16 protein-coding genes and 1 pseudogene are annotated in these 17,479 nt (G+C 41.4%); 14 read left to right on the top strand and 3 right to left on the bottom strand.

Annotation, left to right across the window (positions count from 1 at the left end):
• Positions 1-312 precede the first annotated feature (312 nt).
• The 8 genes from BLP85_RS03665 to BLP85_RS03630 all read left to right on the top strand — a co-directional run bounded on the left by BLP85_RS03665 (position 313) and on the right by BLP85_RS03630 (position 7,404).
• Positions 313-1,305, top strand: a complete 993-nt coding sequence (locus BLP85_RS03665) for a patatin-like phospholipase family protein (RefSeq protein ID WP_092818771.1) — start codon at positions 313-315, stop codon at positions 1,303-1,305.
• 318 nt (positions 1,306-1,623) lie between these two features.
• The gene (locus BLP85_RS03660) at positions 1,624-1,821 is read left to right on the top strand and encodes a hypothetical protein (protein WP_092818770.1); all 198 of its coding nucleotides are present in this window, start codon (positions 1,624-1,626) and stop codon (positions 1,819-1,821) included.
• A gap of 367 nt (positions 1,822-2,188) precedes the next feature.
• Positions 2,189-2,710 carry an acyl-CoA thioesterase gene (locus BLP85_RS03655; protein WP_092818769.1) on the top strand — a complete coding sequence of 174 codons (522 nt, stop codon included), beginning with the start codon at positions 2,189-2,191 and terminating at the stop codon, positions 2,708-2,710.
• A 129-nt stretch (positions 2,711-2,839) separates the two neighbouring features.
• Positions 2,840-3,403 carry a TetR/AcrR family transcriptional regulator gene (locus BLP85_RS03650; RefSeq protein ID WP_092818768.1) on the top strand — a complete coding sequence of 188 codons (564 nt, stop codon included), beginning with the start codon at positions 2,840-2,842 and terminating at the stop codon, positions 3,401-3,403.
• Positions 3,404-3,430: 27 nt separating this feature from the next.
• Entirely contained in the window at positions 3,431-4,624 is a 1,194-nt protein-coding gene (locus BLP85_RS03645; protein ID WP_092818767.1) for an MFS transporter, read from the top strand.
• Between the two features lie 13 nt (positions 4,625-4,637).
• Positions 4,638-5,531 carry a LysR substrate-binding domain-containing protein gene (locus BLP85_RS03640; protein WP_092818766.1) on the top strand — a complete coding sequence of 298 codons (894 nt, stop codon included), beginning with the start codon at positions 4,638-4,640 and terminating at the stop codon, positions 5,529-5,531.
• Between the two features lie 145 nt (positions 5,532-5,676).
• Positions 5,677-6,291, top strand: a complete 615-nt coding sequence (locus BLP85_RS03635) for a glutathione S-transferase family protein (protein WP_092818967.1) — start codon at positions 5,677-5,679, stop codon at positions 6,289-6,291.
• 165 nt (positions 6,292-6,456) lie between these two features.
• Positions 6,457-7,404: an IS30 family transposase gene (locus tag BLP85_RS03630; RefSeq protein WP_092818765.1), complete on the top strand. Its 948-nt coding sequence runs from the start codon at positions 6,457-6,459 to the stop codon at positions 7,402-7,404.
• Positions 7,405-7,521: 117 nt separating this feature from the next.
• On the opposite strand, the gene BLP85_RS14915 is transcribed toward BLP85_RS03630, so the two are convergent.
• The 3 genes from BLP85_RS14915 to BLP85_RS03620 form a co-directional block, all read right to left on the bottom strand.
• Complete coding sequence (locus BLP85_RS14915; RefSeq protein WP_171259627.1) at positions 7,522-7,668, bottom strand: hypothetical protein; 147 nt, start codon at positions 7,666-7,668, stop codon at positions 7,522-7,524.
• Between the two features lie 112 nt (positions 7,669-7,780).
• Entirely contained in the window at positions 7,781-8,260 is a 480-nt protein-coding gene (locus BLP85_RS03625; RefSeq protein WP_092818764.1) for a DUF1643 domain-containing protein, read from the bottom strand.
• 115 nt (positions 8,261-8,375) lie between these two features.
• Complete coding sequence (locus BLP85_RS03620; RefSeq protein ID WP_092818763.1) at positions 8,376-9,983, bottom strand: bifunctional 3-(3-hydroxy-phenyl)propionate/3-hydroxycinnamic acid hydroxylase; 1,608 nt, start codon at positions 9,981-9,983, stop codon at positions 8,376-8,378.
• Between the two features lie 466 nt (positions 9,984-10,449).
• Between BLP85_RS03620 and BLP85_RS03615 the strand changes: the two genes are divergently transcribed.
• The 6 genes and pseudogenes from BLP85_RS03615 to pgaB all read left to right on the top strand — a co-directional run bounded on the left by BLP85_RS03615 (position 10,450) and on the right by pgaB (position 17,473).
• On the top strand, positions 10,450-11,460 hold the full coding sequence (locus BLP85_RS03615) for a CobW family GTP-binding protein (RefSeq protein ID WP_092818762.1): 1,011 nt from the start codon (positions 10,450-10,452) through the stop codon (positions 11,458-11,460).
• A gap of 62 nt (positions 11,461-11,522) precedes the next feature.
• Positions 11,523-12,053 carry a YaeQ family protein gene (locus tag BLP85_RS03610; RefSeq protein ID WP_092818966.1) on the top strand — a complete coding sequence of 177 codons (531 nt, stop codon included), beginning with the start codon at positions 11,523-11,525 and terminating at the stop codon, positions 12,051-12,053.
• 89 nt (positions 12,054-12,142) lie between these two features.
• Positions 12,143-12,765, top strand: a pseudogene (locus BLP85_RS03605) (MgtC/SapB family protein).
• A gap of 98 nt (positions 12,766-12,863) precedes the next feature.
• Positions 12,864-13,202, top strand: coding sequence for an FKBP-type peptidyl-prolyl cis-trans isomerase (locus BLP85_RS03600; protein WP_092818761.1), 339 nt, complete (start codon positions 12,864-12,866; stop codon positions 13,200-13,202).
• A 127-nt stretch (positions 13,203-13,329) separates the two neighbouring features.
• Complete coding sequence (locus tag BLP85_RS03595; protein ID WP_092818760.1) at positions 13,330-15,204, top strand: sensor domain-containing diguanylate cyclase; 1,875 nt, start codon at positions 13,330-13,332, stop codon at positions 15,202-15,204.
• A 334-nt stretch (positions 15,205-15,538) separates the two neighbouring features.
• Complete coding sequence (gene pgaB / locus BLP85_RS03590) at positions 15,539-17,473, top strand: poly-beta-1,6-N-acetyl-D-glucosamine N-deacetylase PgaB (RefSeq protein WP_409449177.1); 1,935 nt, start codon at positions 15,539-15,541, stop codon at positions 17,471-17,473.
• The last annotated feature ends 6 nt before the right edge of the window (positions 17,474-17,479 follow it).

Genomic DNA, 17,479 nt, shown 5'->3' with positions numbered 1-17,479 from the left:
CTTAGCATAGAAAAAGAGGCGACTGGTTCGCCTCTTTTTTATTTGAAAAATTATTTTTAATCTCCAGTTTATATTCAGGTAATCTAATTTATATGATCGTCGTCCGTCCTGACCCTACAGGTAAAATCTGGCTATGAAAAAAAAGCTCAAAAGGTGAGATAATATAAAGATGAGATGGCAAATGTATGAATAAGGTTTTTAAAAAGCTGAAATAGCGTGATCATCACATTACGAATTACTACAGTTTTTCAAAGATCCAGTTCTTAAACTATCTGCTTTTTGCGAACAGCTTTATTTATCTTTAGGTGGTTCATGAGCAATATCAAATTTAGTTTTATTGTTTTGGCAGTAGTGGGATTGGGCGGATGTCAAACGGTTGCCCAACCTAAGCTTACTGTTGGTTCGACAGGACTATCTGAGCCACCTGCTGCAGATGCTCAAGTCCGGACAGAGCGTATTAATTTTAAAAAACTCAAACAGCAGGAAAACCGTCCTATTGTTGCTTTGGTACTGGGCAGTGGTGGTGCCCGTGGCTATGCTCATATCGGGGTCATTCAGGTCCTGGAAAAGCAGGGTATACACCCCGATCTGATTGTAGGCACCAGTGCGGGCAGTATAGTGGGTTCCATTTATGCCAGTGGCAAAACGGCAGAAGAACTGCGTGATATTGCTTTAAGCATGAAAGCCAACGATGTGCGTGATATCAAGCTGGATATGAAAGGCTTTTTTGACGGTCAGAAGGTTGAAAATTACGTCAATCAGCAAGTCAACAATACGCCTCTGGAGTCGCTAAGAATCCCGATGTACGTGGTCGCAACGGAATTGAAAGAAGGCAAAAAAGTCGTCTTTAACTATGGCAATACCGGGCAGGCGGTACGTGCTTCCGTGTCTATTCCAAGCATGTTTATTCCCACCCGGATTGGGACGGATGAATATGTGGATGGCGGTCTGGTGAGTCCGGTGCCTGTAGGCGTGGCACGTGATTTGGGTGCGGATATTATTATTGCCGTGGATATTCTTGCACAACCCATGCATACCGAAACCACGAATGTGTGGGGAATGTTCAATCAGAATATCAATATCATGCAGAGCCGTTTAGCTGAAGAAGAGTTAAAGCATGCAGATATTGTGATTCAGCCGGATTTAAGGGAAAAAGGGCATATATTTGATGTGAAAGGCCGAGCAATGACCATGCAAGCCGGTGTGGATGCAGCACAGAATCAATTAAATACCATTACCACCTTGTTGAAACAGAAGCATTATCCATTCGGCCATAGCATTCAACAATTAAGTGCACAGGATTAGGCACTTCAATCAATGGCAATGATGAAATTGAATTTCTAAAGGGCTCAGATTCATCATTGCACTGCTGTAATGTTTTAGTCTGTTTTCACATGGGTTTTGATGAATTCTTCCTTAAAACTCATGAAATTCTATTATAAAGACAAACTAATTAATTGAAATTATTCAATAAAATAAACTAAGTGACTAAAGCTTTCATACGATATGAGTTTTATATTAATGTTTTTTGTTCAATGATTTAAGTTTACCGGTAAATAAAAACGCTCTACACTGGATGTTGTCGAAATAGTCATAAAAACATATTTTTGTAAGGATGATTAAATGCAGAGCAACAGTATGAAAATAGAAAAGTTTACCCTAGGCCAAAAAGTCAAAATGGCAAGTATGGGAAATCTGGTATTTACCGTCATTGCAGAAAACACCGATGGTACCTATTGTATTGAGACTCAAATCGACCAGCAAAATGTGTTGAGCTACGGCAATATCTCTAAAGAAATGCTGCGTGATGTCACAGCCTGATCTTATCTGAATGCATTTATTGAATCTGTCTGAGATGACAGGTTAACAATGGCAGCTATGCTCAAATGGATTAAACTTTTGTTTTATCCTTGCCTATTCAGACCATGACCACAATATATGTATTTAAAATACCTGGCCATATTTTTGTAATCTAATTTTTAGAACAAATATTCTATTAAAATCAGTCTATAAGAAAAATGCTTATATGTCAGTGAGTTGATCATTTTGATATATATTTTTTTGAATGATGGCAAAATTACTATAAATAATAATGATGGGTTTATTGGCAATTTCGACATTTTATTGCCCAGAAAAACGATATAATCTTTTCTTATACTATTGTCTGTAAAAGAATCTAGAGAACGCGATGTCCCCATTAGATCAAATTGCTCCAGCATTAGATGATCAGTCTGAACTAACCATGACAGTTTTAATGACTCCTGATATGGCAAATTTTTCAGGAAATGTACATGGTGGAACAATTTTAAAATTACTGGATCAGGTTGCATACGCATGTGCTAGCCGTTATTCAGGCAGTTATGTGGTGACTTTATCGGTGGATAAAGTAAATTTTAAAGAACCGATTCATGTTGGTGAACTCGTGACTTTCCTTGCTAGTGTCAACCATGTCGGTCGTACTTCAATGGAAATCGGGATTCGTGTTGAAGCGCAGAATATTCAAAAACGTACCGTACGTCATACCAATAGTTGTTATTTCACCATGGTCGCCGTGGATGAAAATGGTAAACCGAAACAGATTCCGCCATTAAATCTGGACAATGACTGGAAACGTTGCCGTTTTGAGGCGGCTGAACATCGTAAAGTGGCGCGCTTGCAAGAAAGCCATCATCCTTCATGCAGTATTTATAAAAAAACCTCGCAATGCTAATAGGTATTGAATGAAAAGGGCCGCTTTGAAGCGGTCCTTTTTTTAATTTTAAAGAAAAGATTAGCCCTATACAGGAAGCAAAAATTAGCCTAATATAAAACGATACGTATCGTTTTGTTTTGGTGGCGAATGACTGAGCTAGAAAAAACTTCGCGTCGTAAGCAATGTATTTTGAATGCGGTGACTGCTGCATTGCAACAAGATGATTACAGCCGTTTAACGGTAGAAGACATTGCCGCACGTGCAGGGGTAGGCAAGTCGACCATTTATCGCTGGTGGAAGCATAAATCTGATCTGGTCTTTGATGCCTTTAAGGAGCATACCGCTTCGGTGTTTGATCTGGACTTCGAGCAGAGTCTGGAATTCAATCTGAACCAGCAGCTTTTAAAATTGTCCCTCGCGCTAAATCATCCTCTGGGACGGGCCTTACTTGTGGTCATGGCCGAGCATCGTGAAGCAGCCGGTGAATTCTTTAGACAGTATTTATTACCGCGTCGTGAGCAGACACGCAAGCTGATTCAACTCGCCATAGAGCGTAATGAAATTATTGCTAATTACCCGTTTGAACTGATGCTGGATACGCTGTATGGGCCGATTCATTATCAGATTATTTTCTTTAATTGCATGCCAGATGAAACTTACATACACAATCTTGTAAGTCTGGTGATGCAGCCTGTTCTGGTTCGAAAGTAGCAATAAGCTACCGCTAAGTTGGTCATTATGTCTGCGACAAACCCTGGGCGTTTATGGAATCGCTCGTTTATCCTGTGTCTATGCAATAACCTGTTTTTATTTACCTATTATTATGCCTTATTGACCATTCTGCCAATTTACATCATGAAGGATTTAGGCGGGACGGTGAAGGAAGCAGGCTTGGCACTGACCTTGTTTCTGGTATCTTCGATTGCAGTTCGGCCATTTTCCGGACTGATTGTGGAAAAATTAGGTAAAAAAATCGCCTTTCGCGGTTCAGAATTGCTGTTTGTTGTTTTTGCCTTGAGTTATCTGTTTGCCGACAGCATGTGGGCCTTATTGCTGATTCGTTTTATTCACGGCATCTGGTTTAGTGTATTGACCACGGTAACCGTGCCCATAGCGAATGATTTTATTCCAGATCACCGTAAGGGTGAGGGCATGGGGTATTTCGTCATGTCGACCAATCTTGCTGTGGTATTTGGGCCTTTAATTGCGTTAACTGTACTGCAATTTACTGATTTTAAAATGCTATTTTTGCTGTTAACTGCGGTGATCGGTTTGGGTTTTATCTTTTGTTTAATGATTCCGGTACAACAGCAAGACAAGGTTGCTTTCACGGCTGAGACTAAAGAAAAAACGCGTCTGGGCTGGCATGACATTATTGAAACACGTGCCATACCCATTGGCTTTGTTGCCTTGCTGACCGCATTTGCTTATTCCAGCATTATGAGTTTCATTACCGCATATAGTGAATCTAAAGATCTGCTGGCATATACCAGCCTGTTTTTTATTGTCTTTGCCATTTCCATGATTGTGGTGCGGCCGTGGGTGGGCAAAATTTATGACCGTAAAGGTGCCAGTGCTGTCATTTATCCTTCATTTATTTTCTTTGCCATCGGTCTGGTCGTGGTCAGTTTTATCTCCAATCAATGGCTGCTCTGGTTATCTGCTATATTTATTGGCATTGGTTATGGCTCACTCTTTCCATGTTTTCAAACCATTGCCATCCAGTCTGTCGCCAAACAGCGTATGGGGCATGCCATTTCCACTTTCTTCACCCTGTTTGATTTCGGCATGGCCATCGGTTCAGTCATTTTAGGATTGATGATTGCCTATTATGGTTATCAACTGAGTTATTTATTTTGTGCTGTAATTACTGTGCTGACTTTATTTGTTTATAAATACACAGTTTCGGCATCACTGAAGCAACCTAAATAAAGAGGTCCGGCACGTGGAATTACGTCATTTACGTTATTTTGTTGCAGTTGCACAAGAACTGAATTTTACCAAGGCCGCACAGCGCATGTGTACGGTGCAGCCTTCTTTAAGCCAGCAAATTAAAGACCTGGAACAAGAAGTCGGGGTGCAATTGCTGGTTCGATCGAACCGTAAAGTTGAACTGACAGAAGAAGGCAAAGCATTTTTAAAAGAGGCCGTATTAAGCCTGGAACATGCTGAAAAAGCGATTCAGGATGCGCGGAAAATTGCCAACCTGAGCAAAGATCAGCTGAATATTGGCTTTGTGCCGGTAGCGGAAATGAAAATTTTTCCCTACATCATGCCGAACATCCGGGCACATTTCCCCGACATTAAAATCAACTTTCATAGCCTGACCGATGCCGATCAGTTTAAAGCCTTAAAAAAAGGCGACATTGATATTGCCTTTACCCGTTATATCGATGCATCGGATGAACTGGAGCACGTACAGATTTTTAGTGAACCGCTGGCTTTAATCGTGCCGAAGGATTCACCGATTGCCGAGCAGCGTCATGTTAGTATCAAGAGTTTTAATCATCAGGATTTTGTGATTAGCGATGAAGGTGCCTCACCCCAGTTGTATAAAATTATTACCGATTTCTTTAAACAATCTAAACTGGATGTTAACGTCGTCCAGCATTCGACCAACATTCTGTTAAATGTCAATCTGGTCGGCATGGGCGTGGGCTGGAGTCTGGTACCGGCTTATGTGATCCCGCTCTTGGGTGATAAAATTATTGTCAAAAATACCATTGAACCTTTACCGATGATTGACCTGTATGCCAGTTATCCTAAAGGACAAAAAAATGAGCTGATTGAACTGATTTTAAAAATCTTGAAAGAGCAGTTTTATATGGGTTTCTTTTAAAAATAAATGTTTGATGTCACACGGTGCTTTTAAAGCGATGAAAAGCATCGTTACCGGATGAATGTGTCACATAATCATCATCACGAGGTGATGAAACCGTTTTATACTCAAAAACTAAAATAACAATAGGGAACGAATTAAAATGATGAAGCTGTATAACAATGCCCAGTCGCGTGGCATGACGCTGCTACCTTTATTGAAAGAGCTGGGCATAGAAGACCAGATTGAACAGATCGAGGTGCCCTATGAAAACATGCATCAGGCTGAATATACGAGTATTAACCCCATGGGGAAAGTACCCTGTCTGGTCGATCAGGGCGTGGTGATTTCTGAAGTCGCGGCTATATTTACTTATCTGGCGGACAAATATATGGAAAAGGGATTGGCTCCGGCACTGGATGATCCCAAGCGTGGTGCCTATCTAAAATGGATGTTCTTTGCTCATGGACCTTTGACTGAATATATGGATTTAAAAGGGCTTAATGTGCCCGATGAGCAAATTGAGCAAAGAAAACGGAGCCTGACTTTTGGTCATGAAGAGAGCGTATTTGCATTTCTAAAAAAGGGTATGCAAGAAGCAAATCCATATTTGCTTGGCGAGAAAATTTCAGCAGCGGACTTATTTCTGGGTTACTGGATGGTCTTTGCCATCTCATTCAAAATATTGCCCTATCTGGATGAGTTTAAACCCTTTATTCAGCTTCTGGCCCAACGTGATTCCATGCAAGATGTGCCGTGGTTTCAGAAAATAAATGCTTAAATAATTGACCAGATTTCAAAATATTTAAAAAATAATCAAAGCATAAATCTTATTATGTTTTGATTACTTAGATTCTCAAATGAAGTGCAACAGAGATTAAATTATTGGAAGGAAGCAAGATGAGCTAGCATTTTGCTTCCGACCGACCAAAGTCAAAGTTGCATCATGAACTACACTCATCTTACCCAAGAAGAAAGATATCAGATTTATACCTTGTTACGTGAAGGTTTTTCTAAACGTTATATCGCTTGGAGACTGAATCGCTCACCTTCAACCATTTCTAGAGAAATCAAACGTAATCGAGCGAGAAATGGCTATTTTGCTAAACATGCCAATAAAGTAGCTCGAAGACGGCATTGTCCAAATCCTAAAAGAATCCCTTGTGAAATATGGGCACATGTCATCTCTTATCTTGATCTTCAATGGAGTCCTGAACAGATTGCTTCTCGTGTTCCAGTCAGTTTGCATTCAATTTATCGCTTTATACGGCAGGATAAAAATAAGGGCGGTACACTCTTTCATAACCTACGTTTCAGAAATCAAAGAAAGAGGAAATACGGCTCTCCTGAAACCCGTGGTCAGCTGAGTAATCGTAAAAGCATTCATGACAGACCTATTGAGATTGAGCAGCGGACTCGCTTTGGTGATTTGGAAATAGATACGATTGTTGGTAAGAAGCATCAGCAATCATTGGTCTCTATTGTAGATAGGAAGACAGGTTATTTATGGCTGAAAAAGTGTAGCTCACGCAAGGCAGAGGAAATTTGCCAAACAACCATCAGCCTTCTTGAGCCGATCAAAGATCAGCTAAAGACGATTACTGCAGATAATGGTAAGGAGTTCAGCCTGCATGAGTATACTGCTCAAGAATTAGAAATAGACTGGTATTTCGCTGATCCTTATAGCGCTTGGCAACGAGGCACGAATGAAAATACCAATGGCTTAATCAGGCAATATATTAAAAAAGGCAGTAATTTAAATGCCTATACGGATGAATATATTGCAGAAATCACTCAACGTTTGAATCATCGCCCAAGAAAAAGACTCGGCTTTAAAAGTCCGAGTCAGGTATTATGGCAACAACATGGTGTTGCACTTCAAATGCTAATCTAAGTTATTAAATAATAGATCTCTTTCATAAGTAAAAAAATGTTCAATATTAGATAATTTAAATCAGCACGGCCTCATTTGATTGATTTAATTTTTTGTACCTTCTCGTAGGCACTCCCTCTACTTTTGAAAGGTCAAAATGAGGATCTCAAAATATATTTTGAGTCCGCAAGAAAAACCTTTTGTTTCCCATACACAACATCCTGAGCCAGTTTTAAGCACTGCTTTAAAATGCAGCGCAAGGGATGGGAAACGTGTGGCATCCATGCCACACTCATAAATCTAATATCGACCAAAAAATCTATTTTCAATTTCAGCTTTACGAGCAAGTTTTAGTTTCTAAAATGATTTATGAAAGAAGTTTAATAACTTCGTTTGATTAAATCGGTACTAGAGGCGTTTTATAAGATAATGTAAGGACATGTTTAGGATCACCAGATGCAGTTAAACCAAAACACAGAACCGGTTTGTTCGATTGTTTTAGCTTTAAAAGCAATTGATCTAAATAAAAATGTAAAGAGGACGGAATCTTATCTCTACTTCCCCAGCAAGGTATTAAAATATCAGCTTCCTTAATTATTTGTTCGATATGTTGTTCATTTAAAGAAGTGACAGGGTTTTGAATTTGAGCTAATTCAAATACATTTGGTGTGATATAGCTAAAAACATTACCAACGATAAATTTGCTGCCCTCATTTCGTAGGGAAAACCCTTTCCATTTTTTCACTGTTTGGTCATCAAAATCTGATGTAGCCAGTGAAGGGTTAATCCCAAAATATGCAAAAACTTTTCCTTTTTCTTGGATTTCACGTTCTAAGCGGAATCGATGTTCTCCACACTCACTAAATATTGCTGACATTAATTTTATATCCTATTGTTTTATATTTATTTTAGCCTTATTTATAAAAAAAGACCACGCTTTCGCGTGGTCAGACCTCTGAATATGATTCAGTGAATGTATTGTTATATCGGCATTATTTTACATGCAGCTTTTTGAACAACTGCTGGCTTACGTGATCCAAAGTTTGTGGAATCGCAAGCGCTGCCACAAAACGGTCAGGGCGTAGAATCACCACCGATTCCGAGGTTTTGCCAAACCAGCTGCGAATATCGGTTCCGATATCGCCAATGGTAATCACGCCGTCAAACTGCTTGCGCTTTTCATTGCCAAACTGAACTTCAGGAATCACCTGAATAAATTTGACGCCTAATTTCTTCCAGACTTGCATGGTGGCATCCGAGATCCCCCATTGAGGGTCAACGCCCCAGGCAATAATGGCGAAATCGTTGCCAATCACATCATCCAGTAAAACTGTTTCACCCGACTCAAGTTTTACATGCGGCTGAATAAACATCTTGCCGACCGGAGATTCCTTTTTGCCGTCTGCAAGCAATGCACCATCATGATATTTCGGCATTGGTTTAAAACGCATTTCAAGCAAATACTGTTTAATCGGCTTGATGTAATTCAATGCGTAGGCAATACCGTCACGCACGAAACCTTGCCATTTTTTCGGTGGCGCAAGCACGTGACCTGCCATCACAGAAAGGTCAATCATGGCTTTGGCATGGTCTTTACGTTCAATCTGGTAAGAATCCAGCAGGTCTGGAGTCGCTTTGCCCTGAATCACCAATGCCATTTTCCAGGCCAGGTTAAAGGCATCACGCATACCGCTGTTATAACCCTGACCTTGCCATACCGGCATAATGTGCGCAGCATCACCGGCAAGCAAAATGCGGTCAACACGGAACTTATCGGCAATACGCGCATTGTGTGTATAGACACGCTGGCGGATTACTTCGATATTTTCGGCATTCGGCAATACTTTAGACAGCAATTTGGCAATGTTTTCCGGTTTGCTCAGTTCTTCCTGAGTTTCACCCGGCATCACCATAAATTCGAAACGACGGATACCGTGAGGCAGGGCAGCCGAAACGTACGGACGAACCGGGTCACAGCACAGGTAAATATGTGGGGTTGCTAACGGATCATTTTCAATATCAATCACAATCCATTGATTCGGTGCGGTTTTACCGTCAAAGCCAATATTCAATGTACGGCGGACAATCGAGTTACCACCATCACAGGCAATTAAATACTGTGCCTGAACAGTTTCCTGTTCACCGGCTTTGTTCTGGATGTTCAGGGTAACACCTTTGGCATCCTGCTTGAACTCCACCAGGTGACGAGAGAACAGTACCTGGGTCTTATCGTACTGGCTTAAGCCTTGCAGTAAAACATTGTCGACTTGCGGCTGAATAAACGCATTACGGCGTGAGAAACCAAATTCGCGGGTCAGCGGTTGAATGTCTGCAAAGCAGCGACCTTTAGGCGTCAAGAAACGCATGGCATGATTAGGTGTAGTATGAGGTAATACCTGATTCACTAGGCCAAGTGACTGAATAGTACGTAATGCTTCATCATCAATACCAATCGCACGCGGGTAATCGATCAAGCTGTCCAGTTGCTCGATGACAGTGACTTTTACGCCTTGTTTGCTTAAATAGTTAGCAATTGTTAAGCCTACAGGGCCGGCACCTAAAATCGCCACTTCGGTCGAATAATTTAATTTATCGCTCATGTGCAAACATCCAATACTTCGCATATGGCACTATTAACGGTGAAGTCGAGCTGTCAAACAAGCTATGCCATAGTAGATATATTGAATGATAACAAAACAACAGAAAATATATTCATTGTTTAAATTATTGAAAATAAATGATTGTATGTATTATTTACTATATGTTTTTAGCGGTTAATGATCATTTTTTTCTATCATTGATAGATGTTGGCTAAAAAATATAAAAGCTGAATTATTAGCATCATTCCGCTTTTTGACTTCATCCTGCTTTGCATGCAACAGCATGAAGTGAATGATTTACAGTGCATTTTCAAAAACGTAAAAAAATAAAAATTGAATGATGAGGGATTCAAAATAAACAGGATGCTTTACTATGCAATACGGAAAAACGAAAGTGAGCATGATCATGATGGGTGAGTTGTGCTCACTGATGAACTGATGATATCTATCTGAAAGCGAGTTAATTTTGAAACTGATTTCTCCTACTCAAGCGGTACCTACGCATATTATTTCCGGTTTTTTAGGAGCAGGAAAAACCACTTTGCTTCAACATTTGCTCAGCCAGAAGCCGGAAAATGAGGTCTGGGCGGTGTTGATGAACGAGTTTGGGCAAATTGGGGTCGATCAGCAGATGTTGCCGCAAACCCAAGGTTATGAAGTGAAAGAGCTGTTGGGTGGGTGTCTGTGCTGTAGCAGCCAGTTGCCGATGCAGATTGCCTTGTCGCGTTTATTGTCAGAAAGCAAACCGGACCGGTTATTTATTGAACCTACCGGGCTGGGACATCCTGCGCAATTGCTGGAACAGCTGACCGAACCGCACTGGCAGCCCAGTATTGCCATGCGGGCGCTGGTGACCGTGGTGGATGGTTCGCGCTTGCATGATGGAGGCTGGACCAAGCAGAATTTATATGCCGACCAGTTAAAAGCCGCACAAATCATTGTGGTGTCCCATGCGGATACTATGGATTTTGCCGATGAGCAGGCTTTGGAGGCACTCCAAAGTGAATATCAGGCCTATCAGCAAACCTGGCTGATGAGCGGGCAGGAACACATTTCACTCCAGCAAATTGACCTGCCTTATGTGGGAACTCAACGTAAAATTCAGCCTTTACTGAAAATCCAAAAAACATTTTCAGCTGGACAGTCTCTACCAGAAATTAAACAGTTGCCTTATCACTATGTTGAAACGGCACAAGGCTATAGTGTCGCGGGATGGAAATTGCCCAAGCGCTGGCAATTCGATTTTTATGCCTTGCTGGATCTGCTCTGTGAACAGCAAGGGTGGCTGCGGATTAAAGGAATTTTCAATACCAACCAGGGTTGGAAAACCTTCAATTTTAATCCCGAGCAGTTTAACTATCAGTCTGTCGAAGAAAGCATTGATAACCGTATTGAAATTATTGTGCAGCAGCCGCGTGACTGGCAGGTATTTGAACAGCAACTCTTCCAGTGCCAGATCAATCCGGATCAGGATTAAAAACATTTCAGCAAAATACCTGCAAATCTTATATGCTAAGCGCCAAATTTGAGGACTCTTTTATGGCGCTGAAAGCAACAATTTATAAGGCAGATTTGAATATTGCCAATATGGATGATCATCAATACGGTGATTACCAGCTCACCATGGCTTTACATCCATCTGAAACCATTGAACGTTTGATGGTACGTATTTTGGCTTATGCCCGTTTTGCCGACGAAAGCCTGGAATTTACCAAAGATCTGTTTGAAACCGATGAACCGGCATTGTGGCAAAAAGACCTGACCGGTCAGCTAATCAAGTGGATTGAAGTGGGCAGTCCGGATGAAGACAAGGTGAAAAAGGCCAGTGCGCGTTGCAAGCAGGTGGCGGTGGTCAGTTATGGTTCAGCTGTGGATGAATGGTACAAGCGCAACAGCAAATTAAAAACCTTAAGCAATGTAGAAGTGTGGAAACTTTCTACCGCAACCACAGAGGCATTGCCACAATTATGCGAGCGCACCATGCAGTTACAGTTAAATGTCATGGATGGCGAATGGACCTTGATTGGCGATCATGCCCAGGTTGTCGTGGAATGGGAACAGTTACAATAAGGAAAACTAAGGATGCAAGTCTAGGCTTGTATCCTCACTAAAAAATTGCGTATACCTGAAAACAATAAAAATGAATAAAGGGAAAATATATGCATCCGGATCTGTATCGTTTGCTGATTGCCCTGGGCATTGGAGCAATTATTGGCGCAGAGCGAGAGTATCGCAGCAAATCGGCCGGCCTTCGAACCATGATTATGGTCAGTCTGAGTTCCTGCCTGTTTACCATTATGTCTTTAAAGATTGGGGTGGATAGCCATGACCGGATTGCAGCCAATATTCTGACCGGGCTGGGCTTTGTCGGGGCGGGAGTGATTTTTAAAGATGAAAACCGTATTTCCGGAATCACCACCGCAACGACCATCTGGATGACGGCTGCCTTGGGCATGGCAGCAGGCGCAGGCTATGAGATGTTAAGCCTGTTTGCGACTTTCATTGTTTTAATCGTGCTGATTTTTTTGATCTATGTCCAGGAGAAGATAGAAGCCCTGAGCCAGGCTCGCACCTACCGGATTATATGTCCTTACCAGCTCAAGATTTAGATCAATATGAAGCACTATTTAAGACCTATAACATGAAGGTGGTACGTAGTGTGCAACATAAAACCGAACACCGTATGAGTGGACGCTGGATTTTAATTGGCTCGGCTGAAAATCATAAAAAATTGACTGCTTATTTACTGAATGATTCAAATATCCAGGAGCTCAGCTTTTAAATACAGATCAAGACAGAGACCCTTAAATTCTAAAGCATGCAGCTAAATCCGGTTATACTAGGCATTGAAAAATTGCTGTTCAGTTTAGGTAGATGATCATGATAAATGAATTGGAAATTATTGATTTAAAAGTAGGCGAAGGAAAAGAGGCGGTGAAAGGTGCGCTGATTACCACCCATTACACAGGTTGGCTTGAAGATGGCACCAAGTTTGATTCTTCGATTGACCGTGGCAACTACTTTGAAACCGTGATTGGTACTGGTCGCGTGATTAAAGGCTGGGATCAGGGCATCATGGGCATGAAAGTCGGCGGTAAACGTAAATTACTGGTGCCTGCACATCTGGCGTATGGTGAACGCAAAATGGGCAAGATCATTCCGGCCAACTCAAACCTTATTTTTGAAATTGAGCTATTTGACGTAAAAACACGTGACTAAGTGCGCCTTGATTGTCGGTTAAAAAATATTCTGCAAGAGACAAGGATGAATCTTGCAGATAGATGAAAAATAGTTTGAGTTTTATTTTTTTATCGCTACATTAATAAATAGCCAAGCGTATTTAAGGATGATTCGCTTTTTGGATAAGAGCCATAATTTTATATATTTTTTTAAATTTTTGCTTTTAACATGCTTATGCGTACTCGCATGGCAAAAACCTGCATGGGCACACTCTACTGCTGCCTTTGAACATAATGATTTACAACAAAAATTAATTAATGAAGTTCAGTTTACTGAAACCAGTACCATCCCCTTAAAAGGGTCATGGCAGTATTATCCTGAGCAGCTTATCGTTAAACCCAGTGCAGTTTTAAAATCTGACATTGCAACTTTGCCTATTTCTTTTAAAGAACTCACGGGAAGCAATCAGACTTACGGCACATTCATTGGTTATTTTAAAATTCCGAAGCAATATATTGGACGCAGGATCGCCATTTTTATTCCTAATCAATATGGTGCTTATGCCATGTATCTGGATGGCGACTTCATGCTGCGTATGGGAGAGGTGGGAAAAAATAAACAAAGCCATCGAACTGAAAAAGTCCCCCGAATTGCCTTCTTTGTCGCGAAAAAAGAATATTTCGCGCTCACCATTCAGGCCTCAAATTTTGATCATGTGCATGGCGGCCTGGAAAATCCAATGCGAATTGGTGTTGCAAAAACAGTGAGCCGCCAGTTCCAGCAACTCATGATGAGTATCAGCCTGATCTGTGGTGCAGTATTGGGCTTAGGCATATTCACCTTAATGTTTTCAATTTTTCAAGAAAAAATCGGGCGTAGCAGTATCCGTGTATTTATATTTGGTATTTTTATCCTGTTTTTGGCTCTGCATAATTTATTTTCCGCGCCTTATGCCTATACCGTATTTACAGATCTGAGCTGGATATGGGGGACACGTCTAGAATATCTGTTTACCTATTCTGCAATTGCATTTTTTCTAACTTATATGTATTTGCTGAATCGGCGTTATTTACACCCGGTAGTTTATTATATTTCGATGTTGATATTTATAGTAAATACTGTGGTTACCGTATTTACTCAACCTGAAGTCTTTGAGCGTTTAGGATTTTATAGTTTTCTGTTTAGCCCGGTGGTGATCTTAAATTTTATCTATGGTTTTTATTTAACCCTGAAATTTAAAAAGCCCTATTCCCGCATCAATGTCTGGGCCATCATTTTATTATGTACAACTTTCTTACATGACTTTTTGCTGAGTCTCAATTTAATTGATTCATTTAACCTGTCCTTTATTTCAACCAGTTTTTACGCCTTGCTGATTATGTTCCAGCAGGCAAAAAATTATGCGAGGCATAATCATTATATCGAGCAACTGAATAATAATTTAATTGAACTGAATAATTCTCTCGATGAGAAAGTACAAGAACGGACATTGCAATTGCATGAGTTAAATAAACAGTTAGAGCGGCAAATTCAAATTGATGCATTAACCGGCGCATTTAACCGCCGTGCTTTAAATGCCGAGATACAGCGTTTATTTAGCCTGACCAAGAATCAAGCCAATGCCAGCTTGGCATTTGCCATGTTAGATGTGGATTATTTTAAAAATTATAATGATTACTATGGACACTTGAAGGGTGACGTTATTTTGCAGAATTTGGTCAAAGTCATTCAGCATGCCTTGCCACCTTCCGCTTATGTGGCTCGTTATGGTGGGGAAGAGTTTGCCATTGTACTGCATAATGTGCCAAGTGAAGTGGTTTTAAACGTGTTGCAGCAGGTTTTGAATGCCGTTAGACAATGTCGGTTTGAACATTTGAACCGGCCGGATCAGAAGCAGTATGTGACTTTAAGTATGGGGGTTGCCTGGATGGATCGAAATCATCCCTATGCCGACATTCATGAACTGATGAAAGCTGCCGATGTCCAGCTTTATGCGGCCAAGGGTGCCGGACGCGATCAATGTCAGCCCTCTACGACTTAACTTAATTTTTGTGGATATTTAGCCTTTTTTTAGCTCTTTTGAACAACATAGAAAGCAGGCATGTCACTTAAAGCATGACTATCTTGTTGCCCGATTTTATATTTTTAAATGCTTAATTTTCAAAAAACTAATATTTTTTAAGCTTCATTTCAGCTTGATTGGATAAAAAGACAGATTCAGAGTTCTGAATGTCGTAAATCATGAAAAGGGTCGTTTTCTATTGATCAATGATGCGACGTGTTCAGAGCATAAAATGTTTTTTGAGCACCATTCAATGAAGACTCGCTTGCTGTCCACCTTGCTTTCTGCTTCTCTTTCCGCCGTTTTATGTCAGATGCCTCATTTAGCCTGGAGTAAAACACTGCCTGCGAACAATCCCACCCTCACGGTGATTGGCTACCATGAAATTACCGATAGACAATCGGCACTGATTCCTGACTATTCGGTAACGACCCAGCAGTTTCAGCAACATATCAGCTGGCTTAAAAATAATGGCTTTCATTTTATTAATGTCGATCAGCTGATTAAAGCGCACGAAGGCAAATACCGCTTGCCGAGCAAACCGGTTTTATTAACCGTGGATGATGGTTATGCGTCGTTTTATAAAAATGCCTATCCGGTGACCAAGGCCAATAAAATTCCAGTGGTGCTGGCGGTCGTGGGTTCATGGCTAGAGCCTAAAGCAGGGCAAAGCGTTGACTTTTCAGGCGAGAAAATTCAGCGCAGTCAAATGTTGTCCTGGGCCGAGCTGAAAGAAATGCAGGACAGCGGTCTGGTCGAAATTGCCAGTCATAGCTATAACCTGCATCGCGGCATCTTGGGCAATCCGCAGGGCAATATGGAACCGGCGGCAGTCACCCGCCTGTATGATCCAAAAACTGCAAGCTATGAAACGGATCGTCATTATCAGCAACGGATCAGGGATGATTTAAAGCAGAATAACCAGTTATTGAGCGCACATGGCTTAAAAGCACCACGCGTGATGGTGTGGCCTTATGGTCATTACAGCATGCAAACTGTGAACATTGCCAAACAGTTAGGCATGCCGGTAGCCATTAGTCTGGACGATGGTGCAGATTCGGCTAAAGATTCATTGGGGCAGCTTAACCGTATTCTGATTGAAGGCAATATGACCACGGCAGATTTGGCTCAGGAAATTCAAAATCGCCAGCAACATTTAGGCGACAATAACCGTCCGCAAAAAATCATGCATATCGATCTGGATTATATATACGACAAGGATCCGATTCAGCAGGAACGCAATCTGGATCACTTGCTTGACCGGATTGTGGCGATGAAAGTCAATACCGTGTATTTACAGGCCTTTTCCGACCCGGATGCCAATGGTTCGGCAGATATGGTGTATTTCCCGAACCGTTATTTGCCGATGCGTGCCGACCTGTTTAACCGTGCTGCCTGGCAAATTCAAACCCGGACTCAAGTGGGGCGGGTGTATGCCTGGATGCCGTTACTGGCCTGGGAACTCCCTAAAAATAATCCAGTATCCAAAGATGTGGTGCTGACCCAGCAAGCCAATGATTCAGAACATCTGAATATGGGCTATCACCGTCTCAGTCCTTTTTCTGCCGATGCGCGTAAAACCATTGCCGGTATTTATCAGGACCTGGCTAAGTCAGTGCCATTTAACGGCATTTTATTCCATGACGACACCACCTTGTCTGACTATGAAGATGCCAGCCCTGAGGCTTTAAAAGCTTATGCTTCTATCGGTCTGCCTACAGATCTGGCGAAAATTCGCAATAATGATGCCGACCTGGAAAAGTGGACGGCTTTTAAAACCAGATACATCGATGACTTTGCCATGCAACTGGCACAGGAAGTCCGTCAGTATCATCCCTTCTTGCTGACTGCACGCAACTTGTATGCACAGGTTGCCCTGAAACCCTATGCAGAAAACTGGTATTCACAGTCCCTGGAACAGTCGATTAACCGTTATGACTTCACTGCGATCATGGCGATGCCGTATATGGAGCAAGCCACAGATCAGGATGCTTTTTACCGGGACATTGTCAATCGCGTGAAGCAATATCCGAATGGCATGAAGAAAACCGTGTTTGAATTGCAGTCGGTGAACTGGCGAACCAATCAACGCGTCCCTTCCGATGAAATGGCCAGAACCATTGAGTCTTTATATACCCAGGGGGTGATGCATGAAGCGTATTATCCAGATGATCCGATTCAGGACTATCCAGATACAGGCGTGTTACGCAAAGCCTTTGAAATGAAATCCAGCAAACTTATTCCTTAAAGGAAT

The sequence above is a fragment of the Acinetobacter kookii genome (assembly GCF_900096895.1).
Taxonomy (GTDB): Bacteria; Pseudomonadota; Gammaproteobacteria; order Pseudomonadales; family Moraxellaceae; genus Acinetobacter; species Acinetobacter kookii.
Note: the sequence above shows the minus strand (reverse complement) of the source record. Positions and strands in the feature narration are given on the sequence as shown.

Excerpts from the sequence above, each read along its gene's own strand:
- BLP85_RS03665 (WP_092818771.1), top strand. The coding sequence starts at position 313 with ATGAGCAATATCAAATTTAGTTTTATTGTTTTGGCAGTAGTGGGATTG.
- BLP85_RS03660 (WP_092818770.1), top strand. The coding sequence starts at position 1,624 with ATGCAGAGCAACAGTATGAAAATAGAAAAGTTTACCCTAGGCCAAAAA.
- BLP85_RS03655 (WP_092818769.1), top strand. The coding sequence starts at position 2,189 with ATGTCCCCATTAGATCAAATTGCTCCAGCATTAGATGATCAGTCTGAA.
- BLP85_RS03650 (WP_092818768.1), top strand. The coding sequence starts at position 2,840 with ATGACTGAGCTAGAAAAAACTTCGCGTCGTAAGCAATGTATTTTGAAT.
- BLP85_RS03645 (WP_092818767.1), top strand. The coding sequence starts at position 3,431 with ATGTCTGCGACAAACCCTGGGCGTTTATGGAATCGCTCGTTTATCCTG.
- BLP85_RS03635 (WP_092818967.1), top strand. The coding sequence starts at position 5,677 with ATGAAGCTGTATAACAATGCCCAGTCGCGTGGCATGACGCTGCTACCT.
- BLP85_RS03630 (WP_092818765.1), top strand. The coding sequence starts at position 6,457 with ATGAACTACACTCATCTTACCCAAGAAGAAAGATATCAGATTTATACC.
- BLP85_RS14915 (WP_171259627.1), bottom strand. The coding sequence starts at position 7,668 with ATGGATGCCACACGTTTCCCATCCCTTGCGCTGCATTTTAAAGCAGTG.
- BLP85_RS03625 (WP_092818764.1), bottom strand. The coding sequence starts at position 8,260 with ATGTCAGCAATATTTAGTGAGTGTGGAGAACATCGATTCCGCTTAGAA.
- BLP85_RS03620 (WP_092818763.1), bottom strand. The coding sequence starts at position 9,983 with ATGAGCGATAAATTAAATTATTCGACCGAAGTGGCGATTTTAGGTGCC.
- BLP85_RS03610 (WP_092818966.1), top strand. The coding sequence starts at position 11,523 with ATGGCGCTGAAAGCAACAATTTATAAGGCAGATTTGAATATTGCCAAT.
- BLP85_RS03600 (WP_092818761.1), top strand. The coding sequence starts at position 12,864 with ATGATAAATGAATTGGAAATTATTGATTTAAAAGTAGGCGAAGGAAAA.
- BLP85_RS03595 (WP_092818760.1), top strand. The coding sequence starts at position 13,330 with ATGATTCGCTTTTTGGATAAGAGCCATAATTTTATATATTTTTTTAAA.
- pgaB (WP_409449177.1), top strand. The coding sequence starts at position 15,539 with ATGCCTCATTTAGCCTGGAGTAAAACACTGCCTGCGAACAATCCCACC.